Source organism: Ruegeria sp. HKCCA6837, from assembly GCF_013034475.1.
GTDB lineage: Bacteria > Pseudomonadota > Alphaproteobacteria > Rhodobacterales > Rhodobacteraceae > Ruegeria.
In genome coordinates this window covers 223,838-250,639 of record NZ_WQGD01000004.1, presented here as the reverse complement: position 1 = coordinate 250,639, position 26,802 = coordinate 223,838, and the positions used below count along the sequence as shown (strand labels likewise).

At 55.8% G+C, this 26,802-nt stretch carries 21 protein-coding genes; 10 read left to right on the top strand and 11 right to left on the bottom strand.

Translation table 11 applies throughout. From position 1 onward, the window contains the following. Positions 1-64 precede the first annotated feature (64 nt). The 4 genes from GOV91_RS08690 to GOV91_RS08675 all read left to right on the top strand — a co-directional run bounded on the left by GOV91_RS08690 (position 65) and on the right by GOV91_RS08675 (position 5,829). Entirely contained in the window at positions 65-1,735 is a 1,671-nt protein-coding gene (locus GOV91_RS08690; RefSeq protein WP_171235198.1) for a sulfatase-like hydrolase/transferase, read from the top strand. Between the two features lie 102 nt (positions 1,736-1,837). Continuing rightward, the gene (gpmI, locus tag GOV91_RS08685; RefSeq protein WP_171176857.1) at positions 1,838-3,355 is read left to right on the top strand and encodes a 2,3-bisphosphoglycerate-independent phosphoglycerate mutase; all 1,518 of its coding nucleotides are present in this window, start codon (positions 1,838-1,840) and stop codon (positions 3,353-3,355) included. Then, positions 3,352-4,482: a murein hydrolase activator EnvC gene (locus GOV91_RS08680; RefSeq protein WP_171235197.1), complete on the top strand. Its 1,131-nt coding sequence runs from the start codon at positions 3,352-3,354 to the stop codon at positions 4,480-4,482. The genes gpmI and GOV91_RS08680 overlap by 4 nt, the downstream gene beginning before the upstream one ends. Before the next feature lie 6 nt (positions 4,483-4,488). Further along, a complete protein-coding gene (locus GOV91_RS08675) occupies positions 4,489-5,829 on the top strand; it encodes a S41 family peptidase (RefSeq protein ID WP_171176860.1) in 1,341 nt (446 codons plus the stop codon). 111 nt (positions 5,830-5,940) lie between these two features. On the opposite strand, the gene GOV91_RS08670 is transcribed toward GOV91_RS08675, so the two are convergent. From GOV91_RS08670 to GOV91_RS08660, 3 genes are all read right to left on the bottom strand, one after another. Beyond that, entirely contained in the window at positions 5,941-7,467 is a 1,527-nt protein-coding gene (locus GOV91_RS08670; RefSeq protein ID WP_171235196.1) for an MFS transporter, read from the bottom strand. A gap of 77 nt (positions 7,468-7,544) precedes the next feature. Beyond that, positions 7,545-7,904 (bottom strand): hypothetical protein, encoded by a 360-nt coding sequence (locus GOV91_RS08665; protein WP_171235195.1) that lies wholly within the window; start codon positions 7,902-7,904, stop codon positions 7,545-7,547. A gap of 11 nt (positions 7,905-7,915) precedes the next feature. Beyond that, positions 7,916-8,692, bottom strand: coding sequence for a DUF6478 family protein (locus tag GOV91_RS08660; protein WP_371732290.1), 777 nt, complete (start codon positions 8,690-8,692; stop codon positions 7,916-7,918). A gap of 232 nt (positions 8,693-8,924) precedes the next feature. Between GOV91_RS08660 and GOV91_RS08655 the strand changes: the two genes are divergently transcribed. Genes GOV91_RS08655 through GOV91_RS08640 form a run of 4 tightly spaced genes read left to right on the top strand, consistent with a single transcriptional unit; the run spans position 8,925 to position 15,170 of the window. Beyond that, the gene (locus tag GOV91_RS08655) at positions 8,925-12,032 is read left to right on the top strand and encodes an ABC transporter transmembrane domain-containing protein (RefSeq protein ID WP_171235194.1); all 3,108 of its coding nucleotides are present in this window, start codon (positions 8,925-8,927) and stop codon (positions 12,030-12,032) included. Further along, on the top strand, positions 12,025-12,909 hold the full coding sequence (locus GOV91_RS08650) for a CPBP family intramembrane glutamic endopeptidase (RefSeq protein ID WP_171235193.1): 885 nt from the start codon (positions 12,025-12,027) through the stop codon (positions 12,907-12,909). Before GOV91_RS08655 ends, GOV91_RS08650 begins: the two co-directional genes overlap by 8 nt. A gap of 60 nt (positions 12,910-12,969) precedes the next feature. Next, positions 12,970-13,899 carry an acetyl-CoA carboxylase, carboxyltransferase subunit beta gene (accD, locus tag GOV91_RS08645; RefSeq protein ID WP_171235192.1) on the top strand — a complete coding sequence of 310 codons (930 nt, stop codon included), beginning with the start codon at positions 12,970-12,972 and terminating at the stop codon, positions 13,897-13,899. Beyond that, positions 13,896-15,170, top strand: a complete 1,275-nt coding sequence (locus GOV91_RS08640) for a folylpolyglutamate synthase/dihydrofolate synthase family protein (protein WP_171235191.1) — start codon at positions 13,896-13,898, stop codon at positions 15,168-15,170. The genes accD and GOV91_RS08640 overlap by 4 nt, the downstream gene beginning before the upstream one ends. 59 nt (positions 15,171-15,229) lie before the next feature. Here the strand turns inward: GOV91_RS08640 and zapE are convergent, their stop codons facing one another. Then, entirely contained in the window at positions 15,230-16,288 is a 1,059-nt protein-coding gene (gene zapE / locus GOV91_RS08635) for a cell division protein ZapE (RefSeq protein ID WP_171235190.1), read from the bottom strand. A 149-nt stretch (positions 16,289-16,437) separates the two neighbouring features. On the opposite strand from zapE, the gene GOV91_RS08630 reads away from it, so the two are divergent. After that, complete coding sequence (locus GOV91_RS08630) at positions 16,438-17,673, top strand: MFS transporter (protein ID WP_171235189.1); 1,236 nt, start codon at positions 16,438-16,440, stop codon at positions 17,671-17,673. A 78-nt stretch (positions 17,674-17,751) separates the two neighbouring features. Here GOV91_RS08630 and mtnA read toward each other — a convergent pair whose 3' ends face one another. The 5 genes from mtnA to GOV91_RS08605 all read right to left on the bottom strand — a co-directional run bounded on the left by mtnA (position 17,752) and on the right by GOV91_RS08605 (position 22,748). Next, positions 17,752-18,846, bottom strand: coding sequence for an S-methyl-5-thioribose-1-phosphate isomerase (gene mtnA / locus GOV91_RS08625; RefSeq protein WP_171235188.1), 1,095 nt, complete (start codon positions 18,844-18,846; stop codon positions 17,752-17,754). 122 nt (positions 18,847-18,968) lie between these two features. Next, entirely contained in the window at positions 18,969-19,424 is a 456-nt protein-coding gene (locus GOV91_RS08620) for a YaiI/YqxD family protein (protein ID WP_171235187.1), read from the bottom strand. Then, positions 19,421-20,878 carry a Si-specific NAD(P)(+) transhydrogenase gene (gene sthA / locus GOV91_RS08615; RefSeq protein WP_171235186.1) on the bottom strand — a complete coding sequence of 486 codons (1,458 nt, stop codon included), beginning with the start codon at positions 20,876-20,878 and terminating at the stop codon, positions 19,421-19,423. Before sthA ends, GOV91_RS08620 begins: the two co-directional genes overlap by 4 nt. A 3-nt stretch (positions 20,879-20,881) precedes the next feature. Further along, the gene (gene fghA / locus GOV91_RS08610) at positions 20,882-21,715 is read right to left on the bottom strand and encodes an S-formylglutathione hydrolase (protein ID WP_171176888.1); all 834 of its coding nucleotides are present in this window, start codon (positions 21,713-21,715) and stop codon (positions 20,882-20,884) included. 103 nt (positions 21,716-21,818) lie between these two features. After that, the gene (locus GOV91_RS08605; RefSeq protein ID WP_171235185.1) at positions 21,819-22,748 is read right to left on the bottom strand and encodes an AEC family transporter; all 930 of its coding nucleotides are present in this window, start codon (positions 22,746-22,748) and stop codon (positions 21,819-21,821) included. Between the two features lie 147 nt (positions 22,749-22,895). Between GOV91_RS08605 and GOV91_RS08600 the strand changes: the two genes are divergently transcribed. Next, positions 22,896-23,528 (top strand): TetR/AcrR family transcriptional regulator, encoded by a 633-nt coding sequence (locus GOV91_RS08600; protein ID WP_171176892.1) that lies wholly within the window; start codon positions 22,896-22,898, stop codon positions 23,526-23,528. 92 nt (positions 23,529-23,620) lie between these two features. Here GOV91_RS08600 and GOV91_RS08595 read toward each other — a convergent pair whose 3' ends face one another. Together GOV91_RS08595 and GOV91_RS08590 are read right to left on the bottom strand one after the other, a co-directional pair. Further along, the gene (locus GOV91_RS08595) at positions 23,621-24,991 is read right to left on the bottom strand and encodes an HlyD family type I secretion periplasmic adaptor subunit (protein WP_171235184.1); all 1,371 of its coding nucleotides are present in this window, start codon (positions 24,989-24,991) and stop codon (positions 23,621-23,623) included. Next, entirely contained in the window at positions 24,988-26,748 is a 1,761-nt protein-coding gene (locus tag GOV91_RS08590) for a type I secretion system permease/ATPase (protein ID WP_171235183.1), read from the bottom strand. Before GOV91_RS08590 ends, GOV91_RS08595 begins: the two co-directional genes overlap by 4 nt. Positions 26,749-26,802: the final 54 nt, after the last annotated feature.

Below are 26,802 nucleotides of genomic sequence, written 5' to 3'. Positions count from 1 at the left end.
GTTTTGCTTCGCACTGCGGACGGAAATGGCTAACTAGGTCTCCATAAGGTTTGGGGGCGTGGTATTGGCTAAGGCAAAAAACATCCTGTTCATCATGTTCGACCAGCTGCGCTGGGACTACCTGAGTTGTTACGGGCATCCACACTTGCACACCCCCAACATCGATCGTCTGGCAGCCAAAGGCGTTCGGTTTAACCGCGCTTACATACAATCCCCAATCTGCGGTAGTTCGCGCATGTCGACCTATACCGGGCGCTACGTGCATTCGCATGGGGCGTCTTGGAACGGTATTCCGCTCAAAGTCGGCGAGATCACGATGGGCGATCATCTGCGCAAGGCGGGAATGGACTGCTGGCTGGTCGGCAAAACTCATATGCGGGCGGACGCAGAAGGCATGGCGCGGTTGGGGCTGGAACCTGACAGCCTGATCGGTGCCCGGGTTGCCGAATGCGGCTTTGACGTGTTCGAACGCGATGACGGTATGTTGCCCGAGGGTCCCGACGGGTTTTACGATCCGGACGGAGCGAAGGAGTACAACAAGTTCCTCAAGGCCAAGGGGTACGAGAGCGACAATCCCTGGCATGATTTTGCCAACTCAGGTCTGGATGATGATGGTAATGTTCTGTCCGGCTGGTTTTTGAAAAACGCGCCAGAACCCGCAAATATCGCCGAAGAAGACAGTGAAACGCCTTATCTGACAGGGCGCGGTATCGAGTTTATGGAAACGCATGATGGCCCGTGGTGCTGCCACCTGAGCTTTATCAAACCGCATTGGCCTTACATCGTGCCGGAACCTTATGCCTCGATGTATGGTCCAGAGCATGTTTTGCCCGTGGTGCGATCCGAGGCTGAACGGCAAAACGCGCATCCGGTGCTCAAGGCTTTCATGGACACAAAGATTGGTCAGACCTTTTCCCGACAGGATGTGCGTGAGGCGGTGATCCCAGCCTATATGGGCTTGATCAAACAAGCCGACGACCAGGTGGGGCGTCTGTTCGACTGGATGGAAAAAACCGGGCAGATGGACGACACGATGATCGTTCTAACCTCGGATCACGGTGACTTTCTTGGTGATCATTGGATGGGTGAGAAGACGTTTTTTCACGATGCTTCAACTAAAATGCCGCTGATCATTTATGATCCATCGCCCGAGGCTGATGCGACACGCGGGACGGTCAGTGATGCGCTGGTCGAGTCCATCGATTTGGCTCCAACCTTTGTTGATGTGGCAGGCGGTGACGTTGCCACTCACATCCTTGAAGGTCATTCGTTGCTGCCCATCCTGCATGGGACAGCAGAAGAGGTGCCCCGTGACTTTGTCATCTGCGAATACGATTACTCAGGCTCACCGATCGCTGATATCGTGGGAGTGTCCGTTCGCGAAGCCGTGATGTTCATGGTGGCCAACAAAAAGTGGAAACTGATCCATTGCGAGGGCGGGCACAGACCGATCCTGTTTGATCTGGAAAGCGATCCGCAAGAGCTGAACGATTTGGGCAACTGCGCAGAGCATGCAAACGTAATCGCTGAGATGTACGATCACCTTTTCGCATGGTCGCGACGACCGTCACAACGCACCACGCGGTCGGAACAGCAATTGATGGACATGCGCACCAAAAGCAGAGGCCGAGGCATTGTCTTGGGTGTGTACGACGAAAACGACGCGCCTCTGGACCTGACTGTGAAGTACCGCAATCGAAAGGCACGTCCATACAAGAGCTACCTTAAAGAATAGCGCCTCTGCGTCTATTAAATCTTTTTCACCTGCCCAAAGGTGGTTCACCCGCCGAGGGCAAGGCGATAGAAGAAGCGCACGAGCAGTAATCGGAGAAATTCTATGGCCGCGCCCAAACCTGTTGTATTGTGCATTCTCGATGGGTGGGGGCTGTCCGAAGACACCAAAGCCAACGCGCCGTATCTTGCGTGCACCCCGACCTTTGACGCGATCATGGCCAAAGGCCCTCATGCAACGCTGATCACCCACGGACCCGATGTTGGACTGCCCAGCGGGCAGATGGGCAATTCAGAGGTTGGCCACACCAATATCGGCGCAGGCCGCGTTGTCGCCATGGATTTGGGTCAGATCGATCTGGCTATCGAAGATGGGTCATTTTTGGAAAATGAAGCCCTGCAACAATTTATCGCCAAAGTGAAAGCGGCAGACGGGACAGCACATCTGATGGGGCTGGTCTCGGACGGGGGCGTGCATGGGCACCTGAACCATATTGTCGCCGCGGCGACCGCGATCACCGATGCTGGCGTCCCTGTTGCGCTGCACGCAGTCACCGATGGGCGGGACGTAGCGCCAAAATCGGCGCTGACCTATATCGCGGAACTGGAAGAGCGCTTGCCTGAAAACGCGCGCATAGTGACCGTCTGCGGACGCTATTTTGCCATGGACCGAGACAATCGCTGGGAGCGTGTCAGCGAAGCCTTTGACGCGATGATCAAAGGGCAGGGAAGGGCGGCGCAAAGCGCCCATGGTGCGGTCGATCATGCCTATAACCAGTCTGAGTCAGACGAGTTCATCACCCCGACCGTTCTTGATGGTTACACGGGCGTTCAAGACGGCGACGGGTTTTTCTGCCTCAATTTTCGAGCTGATCGGGCGCGGGAAATCCTGCGCGCCATTGGAGAGCCGGGATTTTCTGACTTTGATACAGGGCTGCAGCCCAATCTCTCGGCGCTGCTGGGCATGGTCGAATATTCGGACGGCCACAACGCCTATATGACCACGGTTTTTCCAAAGCGGGCCATCGTGAATACTCTGGGTGAATGGGTGGCCAAACAGGGGTTGCGCCAGTTCCGGTTGGCCGAAACCGAGAAATACCCGCATGTAACCTTCTTCCTGAACGGCGGCAAAGAGACGCCTGAGCAGGGTGAAGATCGTTTTATGCCTAAATCGCCAAAGGTTGCGACTTATGATCTGCAACCCGAAATGTCGGCGGCCGAGGTCACGGCTAAATTTGTTGAGGCTATCGAAGACGGATATGACCTGATTGTCACAAACTATGCCAATCCTGACATGGTGGGCCATACCGGTGATCTGAAGGCGGCGATCAAAGCGTGTGAGGCTGTGGATCAGGGTCTGGCGCAAGTTGTTGCTGCACTGGAAAAGGCCGGCGGTGCGATGATTGTCACCGCAGATCATGGCAATTGCGAAATGATGCTTGATCCCGAGACGGGTGGTCCGCATACCGCCCACACACTGAACCCGGTGCCGGTGGCGCTGGTCGGTGGGCCTGAAGGGGCGCAATTACGGCAGGGGCGTTTGTCGGATCTGGCTCCAACCTTACTTGAATTGATGGGCCTGCCAAAACCACCAGAGATGACCGGAGAAAGCCTTTTGTCATGAAACTGGCGACCCTTGCGGCTTTCCTGATTTCAGCCGTTCCGGCGCTGGCCCAGTCGGACTCATCGCTGGCGGCATTGAAAGCCGCAGAGATGTTGGAGGACGCCTCAATCTCGCTAAGCGAGGCTGACGGTGCCCGAGACCGCGTACGTGCGCTTACCCAAACGATCCAAGCCTATGAGGCGGGGTTGAGCGCGATGCGGGAAGGGCTGCGCCAGGCCGCAACCCGCGAGGCGCAGCTGAGCGCCGAGTTGCAGGCGCGCGAAAAGGACGTCCGGCAGTTGATCGGCGTTTTGCAAACCATTGAAACAACGGCGCCTCCGGTTTTGATGTTGCATCCATCGGGCCCATTGGGCGCGGCGCGGGCCGGTATGATGCTGTCCGAGGTCACTCCGGGCTTGAACGCCAAAGCGCAGGCTCTGGCAGATGATCTGAACGAGGTACAGACACTGCGCCTGCTGCAACAAAGCGCGTCGGAAACCCTGACTAAGGGCCTTAGCGGCGTTCAGGATGCACGCGCGCGCCTGAGCGAAGCCATCGCCGATCGCACAGATCTGCCCAGACGATTTGTCGAGGACCCAGTGCGCACGGCCATTCTGATTTCCTCGACCGAAACGCTGGACGGGTTTGCAAGTGGACTATCTGAAATCTCGGAAGGCGAGATCATTGAAACTGATGCGGATGTTTCGGGTCAGAAAGGGCAGATTTCTTTGCCGGTCCAGGGCGTCTTGTTGCACAAAGCTGGCGAAACGGACGCTGCGGGGGTGACACGCGCCGGTTTGGTGCTTGGAACACGTCCGCGTACGCTGGTTACTTCGCCCACGGCGGCCACGATCCGTTATCGGGGTCCCTTATTGGATCTGGGGAATCTGGTTATTCTTGAACCGCAGCCGGGGCTGCTTTTTGTGTTTTCCGGGTTGCAAGAGGTCTATGGCCACCCCGGTCAGGTGATCCCCGAGGGCACTCCGGTGGGCTTGATGCCCGGTGAAACGCCCGAAATTGGCGCAATATTGTCAACAAGCGGTGATGGCACTGGAACTGATCGCTCAGAAACGCTCTATATAGAGGTAAGAGAAGATAATAGCCCCGTGGACCCGGAAACATGGTTCCGGACCGACAAGGATGGATAAACGAGTATGAAGAGATTTGTGATGGCCGGTCTGGCCGGAACTGTGGCAGGAATTCTTGCAACGACCCAGATAGCGGGACCACTGCTGGCGCAGGAGGCCGAAAACAAGGCCAGCGTCTATGAGCAACTGGATCTGTTTGGCGACATTTTTGAGCGCATCCGCGCGCAATATGTTGAAGAGGTCGAACCCGAAGAGCTGATCGAGGCAGCCATTGATGGCATGTTGACCTCGCTTGATCCGCATTCCAGCTATCTTTCGCCCGACGATGCCGAACAGATGCGCGTGCAGACCCGGGGTGAGTTCGGCGGGCTTGGTATCGAAGTCACGCAGGAAGACGGTTTTGTCAAAGTCGTATCGCCGATTGACGATACCCCTGCAGACGCAGCCGGAATTGAGGCCGGGGACTTCATCACTCATGTCGATGGCGAAAGCATTCTGGGCCTTACGCTGGATAAGGCTGTTGACCTGATGCGTGGCCCGGTGGGTTCCGAGATTGTGATCACTGTCGTTCGCGAAGGTGAGCCGGATCCTTTCGACGTCACGATCATCCGGGACACGATCAAACTGACGGCTGTTCGTGCGCGCACCGAAGGCACCAGCGTTGTTCTGCGAGTGACCACGTTCAACGACCAGACCTTCCCGAACCTTAAAGAAGGTTTGCAGGAACAGATCGAGGAAGCCGGTGGCATCGATAAGGTCAATGGATTTGTCCTCGACCTGCGCAACAATCCGGGCGGCTTGCTGACGCAGGCAATCAAAGTCTCGGATGCGTTCCTGAACGAAGGCGAAATCGTTTCGACCCGCGGCCGTGATCCGGAAGAGGGAGAGCGCTTTAATGCTTCGCCCGGCGATCTGGCTGAAGGCAAACCAATCGTTGTTCTGATCAATGGTGGTTCGGCATCGGCGTCCGAAATTGTGGCCGGTGCATTGCAGGATCACCGCCGTGCGATTGTGGTCGGCACGAAAAGCTTCGGGAAGGGCTCTGTGCAAACGGTTATGCCTCTGCGCGGTGACGGGGCCATGCGTCTGACCACGTCACGCTATTACACACCGTCGGGTCGTTCTATTCAGGCCCTTGGTGTCAGCCCTGATATTATCGTGGAACAGCCAAGGCCGCAGCCCGAGACTGAAGAGGAAGAGGATAGCCGCTTTACCCGATCAGAGGCCGAGCTGCGTGGCAGCCTGGACAATGACAGCCTCAGCGAAGATGAAATTCGCCAGATTGAAGAAGACCGCGCCAAAGCCGAAGCCACGGCTGAACTGCGGGAAGAGGATTATCAGTTGGCATATGCCATCGACATCCTCAAAGGCCTTTCGGCGTTTAACCCCGACGGGCCGTCTCAATAACAAAACGGGGCCGCGGCGAACGCGGCCCTTTTTCTTTGTGCAAACGTCACTGATAGAATTCGGATTCAGAGGCCGCTGGCGGGGCGCGTTTCAACTGTATGTGAAATCGGGCTAACCTTCGATCTTGTGTAGCTTTTTTTCATCCAGCAGAAGCGCCAGCACGATACCCACCGATACGGACACGGTCGAAAAGACAAACGCCATGCTCATACCGCTGTTGAAAGCAGCGGACAGGGCGAAATGAACCTTTTCCAGGTCAGCTTCGCTCAGATGGCCGATCACCGCCTGGGCCGAAGGTGTATCCAGTGTACCGCCATTGATCGCCTTCAGGTCCGACCCGTTCAACTTGATCCCTGCCGCGGTCAAACCTTCACGCAATTTGCATAGGCTTACGACATACATGATGGCGGTGGCGCAAGCGACGGAAATGGCACCATACACCAGATGCGTCATGAAACTCAGCCCACCAACAAGGCCAGCGCGTTCGGGTTTGACTGCGCAGACGGCTGCCGTTCCAGATGGGCCAACGGTCAGGGTCGCGCCCAGCCCGATCATTGCCATGCCGGGCAAAATGCGAAAATACCCTAAATCGCTTGGCATAACGACAATTGTCGCGGCCCCGATTGCGGCGATAATATAACCCCAGAACAAAAGTCGCTTGGGTCCGAAATCATTATACAACGTGCCCGAGACAATCGATCCCACAGCCAGAAGCACCGTGAGTGGCGCCAGTCCCAGAGCGGACTCAAAGGCCGACCAGCCCAGAACCTTTTGCATGTATTGAGGGAAGTAGAGCAGCCCGACGAACGCGGCAGAGACGTTAAACATATTCAGGCCAAGCGTGATCCTGAATTGGCGATTCTGCATCATTTGGGGCAAAAGCAGCGGTTCTGTGACACGTTTTTCTATCCTTGGGAACAAAATGAACAGCACCGCGCTGATGAAAAACAGCATTAACAGCGGAACTGATGTCCATCCCCAATCCGCACCAACATCCAGCGCGTAAAGCAAAAACAGAACGGCAAACGCCAAGAGACCCATGCCAGCGAGGTCGAGATGTTCGTCCTTTTTGTGCTGCGTCTCGCGTTCCATCAGGATCAGCGCGGTGGCCATTGAAACACATGAGAAAACGACATTGGCTAGGAAGAAATACCTCCATTCTCCCAGATTTACGGCCAATCCGCTGATCATAGGCCCAAACACATTGCCGGTGGTCACACCCGCCAGGATCAGGCCCATAACAAGGGCCCGGTGTTCTGGTTTGGACACTTTGGTCGCGCCAAAGGCCAGTGTACAGGGCCAAACACATCCTGCGCCAATTCCCTGCAGGGCACGGGCAAGAACCAGAAAATCAAGGCTAGGCGAGACAAAGCACATGATTGAAGCGAAGAGAAAAATGCACAGTCCGATGATCATCAACTTACGATGGCCATACATGTCACCCAGTCGCCCGCCTGCAACCATAGTCATGGCAAAAAACAGGGCGTAAATGTTCAAAACCCATTGAGTGCTGGTGATGTCTGCCTCAAAGCTGTTTTCGATTGCAGGCACCAGCATCAGAGCACCGGTAAAATCGATGCCGATCCCAAATCCTGTCACCATTAATGCGATGACTTTAACAATGCTGCTGCGGTCCATGTCGGGCGCGATCCACTTTGAATGCGACCATGATGCACGGAAAATAGCTGAAAAGATAGTTTGGGAGCCTTAACGCCTCAGTCGTCGTCGCGATACATCCGACGGAACGCTCTTTTCAGCATGTCCAGTTCCGCGCGAAGCAACGCAACCTCGGCGCGAAGGTCATCCGCAGCAGGGGTACCGGCGATAATAGTAAAGTCACCTAGTGTTTCAGTCGTTGCAGCATCCGAGATGACAAAGCTATGAACCCCTTCGGACAGTGCTGACCTGGGTACCTCGATACTGAGATCCCAGCCATTTTCCGCCGGCGAAAGACTGGCAGAGTTCAGCGGTTCACCAAGGTATTGAACCTCAATTGCCGGTTCCTCGTCGATCCCTATATGGGCTTGCCAAACCCCGTTTTCGAACCGGATGAAAGTCAGTTTTGATCGCGTCATGTCCGGTCGTCTCACAAATCGGCACGATGGAAGCGGCAGAACGTCAGGTCCCGCACAACCATCCGGTTCATTTTTGGGGTCTCAAAGATCAAATCAACCCAGATCTTTTCGATCCGACGCTCGTTCAGAGGCAGATGAGCCAGGTCGAAATCTACGGCTTTTTGGGACTCTGAAGGGCTCAATTCCCGCAGTACCCGCTCAGAATTGGGGCCGTGCTGAATATTGAGGCGGGCGAACATGCCCGAGGGTTTTTCGCAATTGATCACACTCTCCATTCGTATCAGATGCTCGCGAGAAAGGTTCTGTATTGCGCCCCCTGGCAGATCGACGGACACCGAAAGGAACGAGCCTTCAAAACTGAAGACTTCAACAGCCAGACTGAACGGGGCTAAATCGCGTGCATCCCGATTTCGAATTTGCCGTACGGCAATCTCGGATAGAGGGCAGTCATGAAACAGGCTGACCTGCGCATCAAGGGATGATTTGCGCGGGGCTGAGGCTATGCCGGTTTGCGCCAAAGGGCCACGCCACAAATCCGGCCTGCAGCTCCAGTCGGTGCCGACAGGCTTTGGAAACTGCCTGGATCCGATCTTAGGACGGATCAGACGGGAATCGGCCTTTTGAATCAACTGATCGAGTTGGCCGCGCAGTACACGCGCCTGATCACGTTGTATTTTTAAGTCTGCTTGACCGACATCCTTCGCGTTTTGCACGGCCCGCCGCCAACGGTCCAGTGCCTTGCGATGAAAATAACGATCCAGAATTCTGCCCATGGCCTCGTCGTCCAATACACAGCCTCTTTAGTCAAGATGGTGCAAGCAACAAACCGCAATAACGAAATCGCGATCTTCATGCCGTGTTTTTCAGTTGGGTCAGGCGCAAAATTGGGTTAGGCGCCAACGAATGGCGCGCGCCCGTCTTGCCTTGCAATGGGCATAGTCACGGCGTACCGTCAGGCCCTGCAACATGGGTCACCCAGTTTTAGCCACACATCCGTTTAGCTATCTATAAGGCCGTGAAATGGAGCCCACATTATTTTCTTTCATTTGGAAGTACTCGAAGAAGCAGCAGTTGGTCTTGCTGTTGCTGACAGTGCTGTCATTTCCCTTCCTTTACGCCTCGTTGGAACTGCCCAAGCAGATCATCAACGATGCCATCGGCGCTCCGGCTGATACGGTCACCATCTGGGGCATCACCGTAACGCAAGTTCATTACCTGTTGATATTGTGTGTTGCCTTTCTTGGGACTGTTATTGCCAGCGGCCTGATGAAAATGCGCATCAACACGATGAAGGGTGTCCTAGCAGAACGCATGCTGCGTCGGTTGCGGTTCACGCTGATTGAACGTTCGATGCGCTTTCCAAAGTCTTATTTTGCCACCACCAGTCAGGGTGAGTTGGTTTCGATGATCACATCCGAGGCCGAGCCGATGGGTGGACTGATGGGCGATGCGATCGCTCAGCCCGTGTTCCAGTTCGGTCAGATGATGACGATCGTCACATTCCTGTTCATGCAAAGCGTGTGGTTCGGGTTGGCCAGCATTGCTTTGATCCCCTTGCAGGCATGGCTGATCCCCAAATTGCAGCGACAGATCAACCTGCTGAACAAAGACCGTATTCAGGAAGTCCGGCGCCTAAGCTCGGAAATCGGTGAAAGCGCTGCGGGGATCAGTGATCTGCGCACCAATGGCGGCTGGCGCTATCGTCTGGCCCAGTTCAGCGACAGATTGGGAAAATTGTTCGAGATCCGCTTTAAGATCTACAACAAGAAATTCTTTATGAAGTTCCTCAACAATCTGATCACTCAGATGACGCCCTTTCTGTTTTATTCCGTGGGTGGTTATCTGGCGATTACGGGTGAGGTGACGGTGGGCGCTCTGGTCGCTGCTTTGGGGGCTTACAAGGATCTGAGTGGCCCCTGGAAGGACTTGCTGACCTATTACAACCAGGTTCAGGACATGTCTTTGCGGTGGGAAATTGTGACCGAACGGTTCGCCCCTGACCACATGATCCCCAAAGAGCTGTTTTCCGGAGAACCCGAGTCAATCCCGCGCCTGGACGGCGCGATCGAGCTGCGCAATGTGACAGTCCGCGACAGCGACGGCAAAACCATTTTAGAAGATCTGGATCTAACCATCCCCCACGGCGCCCGCGTTGCCATCCAGTCAACTCACGCCTCGGAACGCAGTGCGCTAGGTCAGCTTTTAACCCGAGAAATCCTGCCTGTTCAGGGGGAAGTGATCGTTTCCGGCCACAACCTGAACGACCTGCACCAGGCTGTGATTGCGGCCCGGATCGGCTATGCGTATTCGCGCCCCTATCTGTTTGATGGAACACTGGGTGATAACCTGATGATGTCGTTACGCACGCATCCCCAGCACGATGCCGAAGCGCAGAAAGCTCCGACTCGCAAGCAGATTGAAGCTGCCCGGTCCGGTAACCCGGTCGACTCTTTGAACGATGAATGGATCGACCCTGGTTTGGCGGGTTTGGACGATATCGAAGATATCCGCGATTGGTGGTTCCAACTGGTCGAAGCCATGGGGATTGACGAGTTCATGTTCCGTCGCACGCTGCGCACGCAGTTTGACCCCGGAATTCATCCCGTTTTGGCCCGCGAAGTGGTCAATCTGCGGGAAACAATTGCCGAGCGTCTGAAAGCCAAAGGTCTGGACCGCTATGTCTATCGCTTTGATCCGGATCGGTTTAATCCGGCGGTTCCTCTGGGCGGCAACCTGCTGTTCGCGGCACCGTCGCGGGAAATCTCACCCGACTATCTGGTCGAGGATGCCCGTTTCCTGAAAATGCTCACTGTGCATGATCTGGCAGAAGAAGCCCTGAGCATTTCCAATGCGGTTCTGGACACACTCAGTAAAACCTTCGGGCGGGACGGCGCGGACCACCCCTTGTTCCTTCGGCTCGGAATGTCGAAAGACATGTTCCACAGGTTGCTCGACATCGAGGATCAGCGCAAAGCCAAAGGTGATATGGCACTCAGCCCGGAAGACCGTGCTTTGCTGTTGACGGTGCCTTTCCTTTTGACCGCCGAGCAGATCGGACCGGACTTCCCCGAGGAATATAAGGACAAAATCCTGACGATCCGAAAAAGCCACGCTGAGCGGTTACGGGGTGCAATGGACGGTTTGTTCATGCCAGTCACGCCCGATCTCTACGTGCCCCGACTAACCGTGATGGAGAATGCGATCTATGGTCGGGTTTCTCTGATGGCGGGTGCACATGCGGACGAAATCGAGGATGTGGTCGCCGAAGCCCTTAACGAAGCGGGGCTTCGTCGCAGAGCCGCTGCGATCATCTATGATCTGCCATCCGGTCTGGGCGGTAACAATCTGCCAACCGTTTTTCAGGAACGCGCCGCGTTTTCGCGCGCTGGGATCAAACGCCCAGATGTCCTGATTCTGGACAAGGCATTGGCCAGTCACGATTCAGAAAGCCGGTTGCGCACACGTTTGAAACTGCGCGAGCTTTTGCCCGACTCGATTATGATATTCATGGAAGATCACTTTGCTCATCCCGAAGCCTATGATTTGTTCATTGAAATCAAGGAGGGCCGAATTGACGGCGTTTCCCGAAGCAAATCTGAACATACGGGCAGCACATCGGATGATCTGAGCCGGAAGCTTGAAATCCTTTCGGCCACGGAGTTGTTTTCAAGTCTGGATGGGCGCAACCAGCGGCTCCTTGCATTTTCAGCCCAATGGTACGAGGTCAAAGCCGGACAAGTCATATTTTCGCGCGGGCAGGCCCCGGATGCCGCATATCTGTGCATTTCGGGCCAGGCTCGGTTGGATTGGTTCAACGATGATGGAACTAAGCGTCCGATTTCGATCATCGAGCCAGGGCGCCTCATCGGAGATTTGTCGATCATTACAGGTGAAGACCGCCAATTGGATCTGGTCGCCACAGAAGACTGTCTGTTCCTGCGCATCGGGGCCGAGGAGCTGCGTGCCGTGGTTGAAAGCGATGCAACCGTTGCTACGCAGTTGCTCAGAACCGTTGCCGGTTATCTGACAACGCTTTCCACGAGGATCTCGGCTGCCCAAAACGCCGAGGACGTGTTGCCCTCGGTGTCCCAAGACACAGAGCCAGAGAGTTCAAACAACCATGCCTGAGGCATACACCCCACACGCCTATCTGACGGAAACCGCGCGTAAGCGGCCCGAGGTTTGGCGTCTGCTTCTGGGCCTATTGTTGATCGGTATATTGGTCAGCCTCCTGAACATGGTGTTCTTTGCCGTGCTCGTAGAGATGGGCCCAGACGAATGGGCACAGGAACTTTTGGTGGGGAGCTCGCCGCTTGCATTAATTCTGCTGCTGATGAGTTTCGGGTTCATAACCTTAGCTGTGGCCATCGCCGCCCGTAAGATTCAACAAAGAACACTTTGGTCCATAATTGGAGACCGCAGCATTGCCATAGCGCAGTTTTTCAAAGTTCTAAAAGCCTTGATTATCCTCGGCGTGATCGGGTTTCTGCTGCCGCCTTACGGGATGGGTGGAGAGCTGACGCAAAAGCTGCCGCTGACAACATGGGCACTGTTGCTTCCGATTGCGGCCTGCGCCGTCCTGATTCAAATCAGTGCCGAAGAAATCCTGTTTCGCGGGTATATCCAGCAAACTCTTGCAGCGCGGTTCAGTTCACCGATCATTTGGATGGGCCTGCCATCCATTTTGTTTGCAGCAGGCCATTATTCACCAGACGCGGCGGGGGGCAATGCGCTCTTGATCGCGCTTTGGGCCTTTGTTTTTGGGCTGCTGGCGTCCGATCTGACGGCCAGAGCAGGCACTTTGGGACCTGCCATCGCCCTTCATTTTTTCAACAATGTCATCGCTTTGCTGTTCATTTCATTGCCCGACAGTCTCAGCGGGTTGGCACTTTTTGTGCTGCCCTTTGACACGTCTGACCCGGAACAGCTGCGCCCTTGGCTGTTGGTGGACTTGGCGGTTATGTTCGTTTGCTGGTTGGCCGCGCGGCTTGCGCTCAGGCGTTGATTGCATTTCCTTCCGTTGCGCCTTATTTGACGACAACACCGCAAAAGCCAAGGTTCCCACATGAACTGGATCACAAACTACGTCCGCCCCCGGATCAACTCGATCTTTTCGCGCCGCGAGGTTCCCGAAAACCTCTGGCATAAGTGCGACGAGTGCGGAACGATGCTGTTCCACCGCGAACTGGCCGAGAACCAGAATGTCTGCACCCAGTGCGGCCACCACATGGCAATTACCCCGCGTGACCGGTTCAAGCACCTGTTCGACGGCGGCGTTTTCACAGAAGTTGAGGTCCCGGCCCCCAAGGACGACCCACTACAATTCCGTGATCAGAAAAAATACCCGGACCGCATGAAGGCGGCGCAGAAAAAGACCGGTGAAAAAGAGGCTATGCTGGTGGCCGTGGGCGAAATTGGACGCACTCCGATTGTTGCTGCCGCGCAGGATTTCTCTTTCATGGGCGGCTCGATGGGCATGTATGTGGGCAACGCGATCATCGCTGCCGCCCAAGAGGCGGTAAAGCTCAAACGCCCGCTGATCCTGTTTTCGGCCGCCGGTGGAGCCCGGATGCAGGAAGGTATCCTAAGCCTGATGCAAATGCCGCGTACCACTGTTGCGGTTGAGATGCTGAAAGAAGCGAACCTGCCCTATATCGTCGTTCTGACCCATCCCACTACTGGGGGTGTAACTGCTTCTTACGCGATGCTGGGCGATGTGCATATCTCGGAACCCAACGCGTTGATCTGCTTTGCCGGCCCCCGTGTGATTGAACAAACGATTCGGGAAAAGCTGCCTGAAGGGTTCCAGCGCGCCGAATATCTGCTGGATCACGGTATGCTGGACCGAGTCACCAAGCGTACCGAAATGCGTGATGAGCTGATTACCATTACCCGGATGCTTACGAACCAGCCTCCGGCAATTGTTGGCGAACTGCCCGCACCAGAACCGGAAGAAGCAGCTGAGGCACCAGCCGAAGAGACCAGCCAGAAATGACCGCACAAACATCTGACGCCATTCTTGACCGGATGATGGCGCTACATCCCAAGATCATTGATCTGACCTTGGACCGCGTTTGGCGTTTGCTGGCTGCGCTGGATCATCCACAGCTCAAGCTGCCCCCGGTTGTCCATATTGCCGGAACCAATGGCAAAGGCTCGACCCAAGCCATGATCCGCGCGGGGCTTGAGGGGGCAGGGCACTCGGCACATGCCTATACCTCGCCCCATTTGGCGCGGTTTCACGAACGCATCCGGCTGGCTGGAGAATTGATCTCGGAATCCGATCTGACGGCGGTTTTGGACGAGTGCTATGCCGCCAACAAAGGTGAAGACATCACCTATTTCGAAATCACCACCTGCGCGGCTCTGTTGGCCTTTGCCCGTACAAAAGCAGACTATACTCTTCTTGAGGTTGGTCTGGGCGGACGACTGGACGCCACTAACGTAATCGATAATCCTGTAGTAACAGTGATTACGCCGGTATCGATCGATCATGAGCAGTTTTTGGGCAACACATTGGGCAAGATCGCAGCTGAAAAGGCCGGGATCATCAAACCCGGCGTGCCCTGCATCGTTGGGCCCCAACAGGACGAAGCCCTTGAGGTCATAGAATATACAGCCGCTCGACTGGGTGCTCCGTTGTTGGTTCATGGGCAACACTGGAATGTGCATGAAGAAAACGGACGCTTGATCTATCAGGACGAAACCGGTTTGCGGGATCTTCCACTGCCCAACCTGCTGGGTGCGCACCAAATTCAGAACGCGGGTGCGGCCGTGGCCGTTTTGCGCCATCTGGACATGGGCGATGACGCCTATGAGGCTGCCGTGACCAAAGCCGAATGGCCCGCCCGTATGCAGCGCCTGAAAACCGGCCCGTTGATCGAACAGGCACCACAGGCCGAGCTTTGGCTGGATGGCGGTCACAACGCGGCAGCAGGAATTGCTCTGGCTGATGTACTGGCCAAACTGCCGCAGAAACCGACGCACATGATCTGCGGTATGCTCAACACAAAAGATGTAACCGGGTATCTCTCACCTTTGGCCGGGCAGGCCACAAGCCTAACCGCCGTTTCAATTCCGGGTGAAGCCGCGACACTCAGTGCAGAAGAAACTGCAGCTGCAGCGACCAAAGTCGACTTGCCTGCGTCTACGGCAAACAATGTATCGGAAGCGTTGGCGGCGATCACAGCCGACGACCCCCAAGCCCGTGTGTTGATCTGCGGCTCGCTTTACCTTGCGGGCAATATCCTGCGTGAAAACGGCTAGGCACGCCCCGCGCCCTTCACCTGGCTCGAAATACTTTGGGGAGGCGCGCGCAGCGCCCCCTAGGCACCCCAGTCTTTGTCCTGCATCTCCCGCAGGCGTGAGGCTGTGCGTTCAAACTCAAAGGTCCCTTCGCCTTCCACATAAAGCATTTCGGGCTCAGCTGCGGCGGAACAGATCAAGCGGACCCTGGCCTCATATAGGGAATCGATAAGGGTTACGAACCGCTTGGCTTCGTTAAAGTTGTTGCGCGACAAGCGTGGGATGTCTTCCAGCACCAGCACCTTCACAGCATCGGCAATTGCCAGGTAATCAGCAGGCCCCAACATCCGTCCACACAGGTCGTAGAATGATGCCCGCGCGACCCCGTTGCGAAAGGCAGGCAGCTCAACCGCGCGGCTATTGACTTGCAAAACAAGCGGTTCGGCGGGGCCGCCTGCAAGATCCTTCCAAACCTCTCGTATGTTCTGCCGGGCTTCTGGGCCGATTGGCGAAAAATAGACCGGCGCACCTTCCAGCCGGTTTTGGCGGTAGTCGGTGGGCGAAACCAGTTCCCAAACCCGTAGCTGTTCCTTGATATGCGCAATGAACGGCAGAAACAGCTGCCTGTTCAGCCCATCCTTGTACAGATCATCTGGATGCCGGTTCGAGGTCGTCACAACCACCACGCCACCCTCATTCAACAGATCGAACAGACGTCCAACAATCATCGCATCGGTGATGTCCGTGATCTGCATCTCATCAAAAGCCAGCAGCCGGACGGATTTGACCACGTCCTTCGCCACCGGAGCCAGTGCATCTTCGACGTTCTCTTTCCGAGCCTTATGCATCCCAGCGTGGATTTCCTGCATGAAAGCGTGAAAATGGACACGTCGCGCCGGTATGTCGCCGAGCGTTTCGACAAACATATCCATCAGCATCGATTTTCCTCGCCCGACTCCTCCCCAAAGATACAATCCTTTTGGGGGTGGAGGCACTTTGCGGAAAAAACTGCGTTTAACTGGCTCTGACAGCGCGGCACGGATACGTTCGAATTGCGGAAGAACGGCCTCTTGTGCGTCGTCGCGGGTCAGAGTTCCATCCGCGACGCGGGCCTCGTATAGCGATATTAGATCCGTCATAATTCCGAGCCTTACCCGCCCGACCGCCCGTTGAAAAGAAACCATTTTTTTTGGCACATCAAATTTGCTTATCCGTGACTGCAAATCTGCTGAATTGACGTCGCCCGCAAAAGCGATACGGTCCTGCAGACAAAACGCCCGAGGTCTCAATGCCCCAATCCGCCCGCCTGCTGAATCCGATTCTGATTGTCGGGTGCATCATCATCACGGTCAGCTTCGCCGTGCGTGCTTCGTTTGGCGTGTTCCAGATCCCTATCGCCGATGAGTTCGGTTGGCTGCGCACTGACTTTTCAATGGCGATTGCAATTCAAAACCTGGCGTGGGGCATCGGGCAGCCCATCTTTGGTGCAATTGCCGAGAAGATTGGCGACCGCAAGGCGATCATTCTGGGTGCTTTGACCTATGCTGCAGGAATGGTGCTCTCTGCATGGTCCGTCACTCCATTTGAGCATCAGATGTATGCGTGGTTAGTAGGCTTCGGCATCGCGGGTACTGGGTTTGGTGTGGTTCTTGCTGTGGTCGGTCGCGCATCTTCAGACGAAAACCGCTCGATGTCGCTTGCTATCGTCACAGCCGCAGGAAGTTTCGGGCAGGTGCTGGGTGCCCCCACCGCCGAGTGGCTGCTGACCTTCCTGCCTTGGCAGCAGGTTTTTATCGTGTTTGCGGTCACGATCCTGGCGCTTGTGCTTGCTCTGCCATTCATGCGCGCGCCGCAAAGTGCCAGCAAGACGGAACTGCAAGAAAGCATGAGCGAGATTTTAGGCAAGGCGTTCCGCGATCCTTCTTATACTTTGATTTTTCTGGGGTTCTTTAGCTGCGGGTATCAGTTGGGATTCATCACCGCCCATTTCCCGGCATTTGTGACCGAAATGTGTGGCCCGATTCAGCCCGGTGGTGTTTTGCATTCCGTCGGTATCACCTCGACCTCAGCGCTTGGGGCCGTGTCAATTTCGCTGATCGGTTTGGCCAATATCGGTGGTACGTTGCTGGCGGGATGGGCGGGGAACCACTTCCCCAAGAAATACCTTTTGGCTGGGGTCTACACAGGGCGCACATTGGCAGCGGCTTTGTTTATCCTGTTCCCGATCACTCCGCTATCAGTCATCGTATTCTCGCTGGTGATGGGATCGCTTTGGTTGGCCACTGTGCCACTCACGTCGGGCCTTGTGGCGCATCTTTACGGCTTGCGGTACATGGGAACGCTTTATGGCATCATCTTCTTCAGCCACCAGCTTGGCAGCTTTCTGGGTGTGTGGTTGGGTGGTCGCTTGTATGATCAATTCGGCGATTACAGCATGGTTTGGTGGATCGGCGTCGCGATCGGAGCATTCAGCGCAATCGTGCATCTGCCCATCCGCGAAAATCGTTCTGCCCTTCCGGCCTAAAATCTTCCTAATCAACAAACCAAAAACGACAAGCACCTGGTGCGACCCAATTTTTCAACGCGATGCCAGACCTATGTGCTAACCAGCCCTGTCTGGGAATAAGCCAGCCAATCCAGCGGCTGAGGCTTCGCAAACACCACGTTCGGTAATCAGCCCGGTGACAAGCCGATTTGGGGTGACGTCAAAGGCCGGATTGCCCCCCTCCGTTCCAACTGGGGTCACGCGCACATCCGAAATCGCGGAGTGCTCATCAACACCGAGGACATGAGTCACTTCGCGTTTATCGCGTTCTTCGATTGGAATTTCAGCTACGCCATCGCGCACGGTCCAATCTATTGTCGGAGAAGGCAGGGCAACATAAAATGGAATATTGTTGTCATGCGCTGCCAACGCCTTGAGGTAGGTGCCTATCTTATTGCAGACGTCACCCTGTGCCGTGGTGCGGTCGGTGCCAGTGATAACCATGTCAACCAACCCATGCTGCATCAGGTGCCCCCCGGCATTGTCCACGATGTAGCGATGGGGGATGCCGTGCTCGCCCAGTTCCCATGAGGTCAGCGCACCTTGATTGCGGGGCCGGGTTTCATCCACCCAAACATGCAGGGGGATGCCCTCGTTATGCGCATGATACATGGGGCTTGTGGCTGTGCCCCAATCGACTGTCGCCAACCATCCTGCGTTGCAATGGGTCAACAGCCGCACTGGTTCCCCCGCGGGTTTGCGCGCGGCAATCTCTTTGATCAACTCCAGCCCGTGGCGACCAATTGCGGCGTTGATTTCGACGTCTTCGTCAGCGATTTCCTGCGCCAAGACCCATGCGCGTTCGGCACGATCGGACACAGCCAGCGGCATCAGGGCCTCTCGGCATCTGTCCAAAGCCCAACGCAGGTTGATTGCGGTGGGCCGCGTTGCGTGCAAAACATCATACGCCGCATCAAACGACGCTTCGGAGCTATCACGGGACATCTGTTCAGCTATGCCAAAAGCGGCTGTCGCGCCAATCAAAGGTGCGCCCCTGACCCACATATCCCGAATTGCAGCTGCAAACTCATCCAACGTTTTCAAGGTTACGACCCGGAAATCATGCGGCAACCAGCGTTGATCGATAATCCGAACCTCGCCCTGTGACTTGTCCCACCAAATCGATCTGTAGTGAGTGCCCTGTACTTGCATAATGCAGTCTCCGTGTTCGAATGGTCTGATCAGAATTCAAACACAGCGTGCGTTCTTACGCGGGCCTTGTAAACGGTCGTTTCTGATTTCGTATCAGTATTTTGGATCGGCTTCCGTTATAGTCAGCCACGCGTAGCGGCGCGTATTTCCCGTTCCAATGCATCCAGAAACCGCGACCGATCTGCTTTGCCGAAGGGTCGTCCACCACCACCCGCTCCAAGTGGGTTGGCGGCGCGCAGGTCCGCCATCAAGTCGCGCATCGCGAGTTGTTGACCAATATTGGCTGCGGTGAAGGTCTCGCCGTTGGGGCGCAAGACGCGTGCGCCTGCTTCAACGCATTTGGCAGCCAGAGGGATGTCGGACGTAACAACCACATCCCCTTTACCACACCGCTCGGCGATCCACTTGTCGGCCTCATCAGCGCCTTCTGAGACGATGACAACCTGCACCAGCGGATTGGCCGATGGGCGAAGCCCCCCATTGGACACCAGCGCCACGGGCACTTTGTGCCGTGTTGCCACCCGTTCAGCTTCGGCCTTCACAGGGCAGGCGTCGCCGTCAACATAAAGTGTGGTCACGCCTTCTTAGCCTCTTTCTTGGCGGGTTCAGCTGGTTTTTTACGCACTTTGAATTCTTCAGGAATAGGCATCCGATTGAACGCATCCAGACCTGCAATCTTGTATGCTTCGGCCAGGGTTGGATAGTTGAACGTGTTCTGAACGAAATAATCCACGGTACCCTTAAGGTTCAACACGGCCTGAGCAATGTGAATCAGTTCAGTCGCGCCTTCGCCAACAATCTGCACACCCAAGACCCGGCGGGTTTTGAGCGAGAACAGCATTTTCAGCATCCCGTGCTCCAACCCCATGATATGCCCGCGCGATGTTTCGCGGAACCGGGCGACGCCGACCTCATAGGGTATACCGCGTTCCTGCAGTTCTTCTTCGGACATGCCGCAGGTTGAAATCTCGGGAACCGAGTAGATGCCGTAGGGATACCACGGGCTTTCCGGCAGTGTGGGTGTTTCAAGTGCGTGACAGGCGGCCACGCGCCCTTGTTGCAGAGACGTCGAGGCCAGAGATGGGTGACCGATCACGTCGCCGGTCGCATAGATATGCGGCACTGCTGTCTGGTATGTCTTACGATCCACCTTGATCCGGTTGCGGTGATCTGTTTCCAGCCCAACGGCATCGAGATTGAGTTTTGATGTCGCGCCCATGCGTCCGGCAGCAAACAAAAGCATTTCTGCCCGAACATGGCGGCCGTTATCCAATGTCACTTCCACATGTTCACCGGCATCTTCGATCTTTTCAACAGCCGAACCCAATCGCAGGTCAACACCATTTTCTCGGATCTGATGCGTGAAATCATGGATCAAACGGCTGTCGATGAAATCCAGAAACGTGTCGCGCGGTTCGATCAATGTCACCCTTACGTCCAGGGCCGAAAACATCGTGGCGTATTCGACCCCAATGACGCCCGCACCAATGACGACCAAGGATCGTGGAATTTCCGCCATTTCCAGAAATTCGTCACCATCGACCACGGTCTTGCCGTTGAAAGGCACATATTCCGGGCGATAGGTTTTGGTGCCAGTTGCGATCAGGAACTTGGCAGCCGTCACCCGCGTAGTCTCGCCAGCGTCGGTCGCAACTTCGACCTCATGAGGTCCAACGAACTTGGCCAGGCCATCCAGCGTATCGACATGGTTGCGGTTGAACTGGTGTTCCAACACATCGACCTCATGATCGAGCGTCATATGCAGGCGGGCCTTAAGATCTTCGGCGCGAATCTGGTCTTTGACCCGATAGGAACGGCCGTAAAAGCTGCGTTCACGCCAGCCCGAGAGGTTCAGAACCGTTTCACGCAGGGTCTTGGACGGGATGGTGCCGGTATGAACCGAAACACCGCCGAAGCGATCCTTGCGGTCGATCACAAGAACGCGACGCTTCAGTTTACCGGCTTGAATGGCTGCTGACCGCCCCGAAGGGCCGGACCCGATGATAATCAGGTCATAGTCATATTCGCTCATGCCTCAGTCTCCGTACAGCGCTTCCGCATGGAATGTGATGTGGTCTTCCATAAATGTGGAAACGAAGAAGTACGAATGGTCATAACCGGGCTGGAAGCGATAGGTTGCCTGCTGACGGCGCTCGGCGATGGCTTGGGCCAGCGCTTCGGGGCGCAGCAGATCCATGAACTGGTCATTGGCACCGGTATCGATCAGGATCGGGCCGTCGAACCCTTTTTCCTTCATCAGTAAAGATGCATCATGCTTGGCCCACAGGGTTTCATCACTGCCCAGATAGGCGCTTAACTGTTTGCGGCCCCAATCTGCACCCGTAGGGTTCGAAATCGGTGCAAAGGCGGAAACCGAGCGGAACCGTCCGGGCAGATTCATCGCCAAAGTCAGGGCTCCGTGACCGCCCATGGAATGCCCGGTGATGGCCTGGCGTTCGCTGTCGATCGCGAAGTTCTCAACCAGCAAGGCAGGCAGTTCTTCGGCGATGTAATCCCACATCTGGAAGTGCGGGGCCCATGGATCTTGCGTCGCGTTTACATAAAACCCTGCGCCCTGTCCCAGATCATAGTCTTCATGATCAGCGACCCCCTCGCCACGCGGCGAGGTATCGGGGAATACGACGGCGATCCCTTGTTCTGCCGCCCAAGCCTGCGCACCGGCTTTGGTCATGGCGTTTTCATGCGTGCAGGTCAGCCCGGAAAGGTACCACAAGATCGGAACCGGTCCGTCCTTTGCCTCGGCGGGAAGAAAAAGGCCAAAGGTCATGTCGCATTGGCAAGCCGAAGAGGCATGGCGGTATACGCCCTGCACTCCGCCAAAACAGGCGTTTTCCGAGAGGGTTTCCATCAGGCATAATCCTTACATTCGAGTCGCGACATGGCTAACGATCCAAAGACGCCGCGTAAAGTCCGACCACCTTCGGCACGAGTATTTTTCGAAATGCTGAAGGTCAAAGACCGCTCAGCCAGGTGATGGCCAGTGGCACGGTCAAGATGCTGGCCACCGTCGAAAGAAGAATGGCGGCCGAAGCCCTGTGTGGGGCTACCCCGTAATGTGCCGCCAACATGTAAACATTACCTGCTACAGGCAAAGCGGCGGCCGCGATTGCAACCGTGGCCGAAAAGGTATCAATCGGCACCAGCCAGATCAGTGCAACCGCAACACAGGCTGGGTGAATCACCAGTTTACAAAAGCTCAACCAAACGGCGATTTCGACACGTTCAGCAGATTTGTCGGCTAGTGACGCTCCGATGGCAAACAACGCACCCGGGGTAGCAGCACCGCCAAGAATGGTTAGAAAATCATACAAAGGTACAGGGACCGGGATTTCCATTGATGACCAGAGCAATCCCGCCGAGATGGACACAATCATCGGGTTTTTGAGTAACCCAAGCCCAATCAGTTTTAAGGTCGCGGGGGTCAACTTGCCATCGCGGCCTCCGTTAATCAGGATCACGATGAGGGACGAAAAAACAACCAGATCCACTGTCAGGACCACCATTACCGGTCCGATCGCGGCCTCGCTGAACAAAAGCGCCAGCATAGGCAGCCCCAAAAAGCCAACATTGCCGATGGCCGCGCATTGTGCCTCGACGGCTGCCGTTGGAACATCCAGCCCGCGCATCCATGCGACACAGGTCGCCAGAGCATACACTGCTATTGTGCCGATCAAATACCCAACGACGAGGCGCGCATTGAAGATTTCGGCAAAAGGCAAAGTGGCCGCAAAGCGAAACAGCATAGCTGACAGAGCAAAGAAGAAGACGAATTTGGTCAGATAGGCGGTGGCCTCGGCGGTGAAAAACCGCGTGCGCCCCGCCCAGTATCCCAGGCCGATTATCGCAAAAAAGGGTAGGGTGCGCAGAAAGACATCGACCATGGATCGACTCCTAGCATGGTTTGTCTTCGCTGCAAGTCGGTGGCCTCGTAGAGCGCGCGGAAGGTTCGATTAAGACGGAGTCCGAAAATCGTTGTATCTGAACCGAGCGGTTTATAAACTGGTACAACGTTCAATCCCGGAGATGACATGACCCAGACCGCCACCATCCTGCGCACAGGCCGTAAGTTTGATCAGGTTTTGCGCGGGGCTCGAGAGGTTTTCATGGCGGACGGGTTTGAAGGCGCAAGTGTGGACGACATTGCCCGCGCTGCCGGCGTGTCGAAGGCAACGCTGTACAGCTATTTTCCGGACAAGCGCCTTTTGTTCATGGAAGTGGCACAAAACGAATGTCGCCTGATGTCTGAGCGCATTCTTTCAATGATTGATGAGACCAAACCTGCGCGTGAAGTCCTGCAGATCGCCGCCACGCAGCTTACGGCCTTTCTTGTATCCGAATTCGCACAGCAAGTGTTTCGGATTTGTGTTGCCGAGCGGGATCGGTTCCCCGAACTGGGCCGTGCCTTTTACGAGGCCGGACCGCAGAACGGTCAAAGACAAATGGCAGCGTACCTCGAAAAAGCGGTGTCCAAGGGAGAGCTGTGTATCGAGGATGTGCAGATTGCAGCGGAACAATTCTCGGAATTGTGCAAGGTGCGCATCTGGTCGCGCGCTGCATTTGGTATTCAAAACTGCTTTCGCCAAGACGAAATCGATGAAATTGCGACGCAGGCTGTGGACATGTTTATGGCTAACTACGGGTGCGGACCGTCGAAAAAGTGATGGCCAACGCCCTGAACAGGACGTCGACCATCGTTCACTCACCAAAACACTCGATACAGATAAGCTTAATTCCAAAAGCCTTTTGAAATCCTTTACTCGATAAATGTTCGCGCCAAGCGATCACTTATGGGCTGCGCCAAAAAGGCAATTACTGCGCGCTCACCAGTGGTTACAAAAAGGTCTGCAGGCATTCCGGGCACCAGGTCCAGTGCCGCAACCTCGTCAGATTGCTGATCGTCCAGTTTGACCCGCGCTTTGTAGTAGGCTTCGCCGGTCCGTTCATCTTCCAACGCGTCGGCCGAGATATCAAAAATGGCGCCCTGCGCTTCGGGAACGTCGGCCTGGGCGAAGGCAGACATACGAATACGCGTGGCTTGTCCGACCTTCAGCTTGTCGATATCGCCTGGTTTCACACGTGCTTCGACAATCAACTCTTGATCGGCGGGCACGATTTCCATGATGTGTTCACCGGGCCTTATCACCCCGCCCGTGGTTGACGCAGCAAGGTTTACAACCCGACCGCTGGTTGGTGCTAGGATCTCGATCCGCTTGCGGCGCTCCACAACACCGGCAAATTGCGGACGCAAGAGGTCAAGCTGTGCATCGACAACGGCCAACTCACCTGCAAGGACTTCATCCCTCAGCTTTTGCCGACTGATCATTGTCAATTTCAACTCGCTGACCTGGTTTTCCGCCTGGGCAATCTGTGTCCGAAGCGAAGCATCGGCGCCCGAAAGCCGTTCAACCTCGATCTGCCGCGCACTGACCCGTGTGACCGCAACCAAGCCCTTGTCCAAAAGGGTCCGCAAGCCTTCCAGCTCTGTCTGCGTGATGGCCATCTGGTTCTGCGTGCTGATCCGTTGCTCGTTGAGGCCATCGATTTGATCGCGAAGCGCCGAAATACGTTGTGCGTTGATTTCCACCTCGGTCGCTCGGGCGCGGTATTCGGCATCAAACAGTTGTTTTTGCGTCAGAAAAGCAGAGGCCCAGTGCACGCGGCTCATACCTTGTTCAAAGCGCTGAAACGCTTGGGATTCGTCAAACCGTGTCTGCCCTTTCATCTGCGCGATCAGCCTGGCGCGGCGTACAGAAAGTTCGCCGATTTGGCTGCCCAGGACGTTCAGATCAACGTCGATTTCGGTGCTGTCCAAGCGGATCAGCGGTTGTCCCTGTTCAACAAACGCGCCATCGGTGACCAGAATGGACCGTATGATCCCACCATCCAGATGCTCGACGGTTTTGCGGTCTCCTTCAACGACGAAGGATGCAGGGGCCACAACAGCACCGTCAAGTTTGGATGCGAACGCCCAGTAGATGCTTCCGCCGACAAAGGCCATCAGAGTGAAGAGACCAACCAGAACATATAGTCGAATACCGGTTGTAGCTTCAGACATGTCAACAACTTGCGCATCATGAAGATCGGGCGCGGTGTTGTTCGAAGTATAGGGAACGATCCGGGTCATTGGGCGGCTCCTTTAATGCGGGTGTTTTCTGAAAGGCGAAGGGCGGGCTTGCCAGATGCAGCGCGTTGCGCGGACGATTTAAGTACATTTTGAGTTTTGACCTTCAATACGTCGCCCTTGTCGCCGAATTGGGTTTGGGATCCGTTGCGAAGAACCATGACCTTGTTGGCCGCCTGCAAGGTGGCCGGGCGGTGGGTCATCACGATACTGATTGAGCCCCTGGCCTGAGCTGCAAGAATGGCGTCGCGCAACGCTTTTTCGCCATCGGCATCCAGATCCGAGTTCGGCTCATCCAGCACCAACACAAACGGGTCACCATAAAGCGCCCGGGCCAGAGCAAGACGCTGTCGCTGTCCGTCAGACAAGAAAAACCCTTTGCCAATGCGCGTTTCATACCCATCAGGCAAGCCGCTGATCAGCTCATGCAATCCGGCCTCGCGAGCAGCGCGCAGCACCTCAGCGTCGTCGATGAACATTGCAAAGCGACCGATGTTTTCGCGGATGGTGCCGTCAAACAGTTCTACGTCCTGCGGCAGATATCCGATCTGCTTGCCCAGATCTTCTTGGTTCCATTTCGACATTGGGCTGCTGTCAAGCAAAACCTCACCGCGCTGCGGGTGCCAAATCCCGGCCAACATCTTACCCAGCGTTGTTTTGCCGGATCCACTGGGGCCGATAATCGCCAACACATCACCCGCTGACAGGTTGAAATCAATGCCGCGAAGTGTGGCATTAACTGCACGTGGCGGGGCAGCCTGTGCGATTTTCACATCCAAAGATTTGAACGCACGGGGCAGGTGCAGATTGGCGGGTTTTTCTGCGAATTCTTCGGTCAGTTTGGTAATCTTTGTATATGAGCCGCGTGCCGCCAGAAAAGTGCGCCATTGCCCAATCAACTGATCGATTGGGGCCAGTGCACGGGCCAGTACGATCGTGGCCGCAATCATGACACCAGCCGTGGTTTCACCCGTGATGGCCAGTGCCGCGCCAAGGCCAAGCGCCGCAGATTGCAGCCCCATGCGCAGTGTCTTGGACATGACCGAAAAACTAGCAATCCGGTCAGCAACACGGGCCTTCTGGCGATGCGCATCAACCTGAAGGGCCGTCCAGCGCCGAACCAGATCGGACTTCATGCCCAGAGCATGGACCAGTTCGGCATTGTTGTCCCCGGTTCGAAACAACGCGTCCGAGCGCCCACGGGCCTCTGCGGCCTGCTGCATCGGTTGATGTGCACGGGCATTGTTAATCAGGGCCATCGCGGTCAGCGTCAGGGCTCCGGCCAGTCCGAGCAGCCCGAGAAGGGGATGCAGAACATACAAAACCAACAGGTAAATCGGTATCCAAGGGGCATCGAAGAAGGCGGTCAGGGTTGTACCCGAGATGAACTCGCGAAACCCGTTCACGTCTTCAACGAGATTGTCGCCCGCAGCGGCTTCACCCTGTACCCGGCGTTTCATGGCGGCCCCAAGAACGGGGGCGCCAACATTCATTTCGAAACGGGCCGCAAGCCTGCCCAGAATACGCATCCGGATCAGATCAAGGCAGGCGATCACCGCGAAGACGCCCGCCAACAGCAACGACAGGGCGATCAACGTGTCAGCATTCTGGCTGGTCAGCACGCGGTCATAGAGTTGGAGCATATAGATTGGTCCGGCCAGCATCAGCAGGTTCAGAAACAGGCTAAAGAAGGCGACCGCAACAAATCCTTTGCGCAGCGACCCCCAAGCGGCTTTGACGGGATTGGTTTTCTGCAACATCGTGTTGATCCTTTCCGGTTTGGAAAAACGGGGCGACCTCAAGCCGCCCCGCCT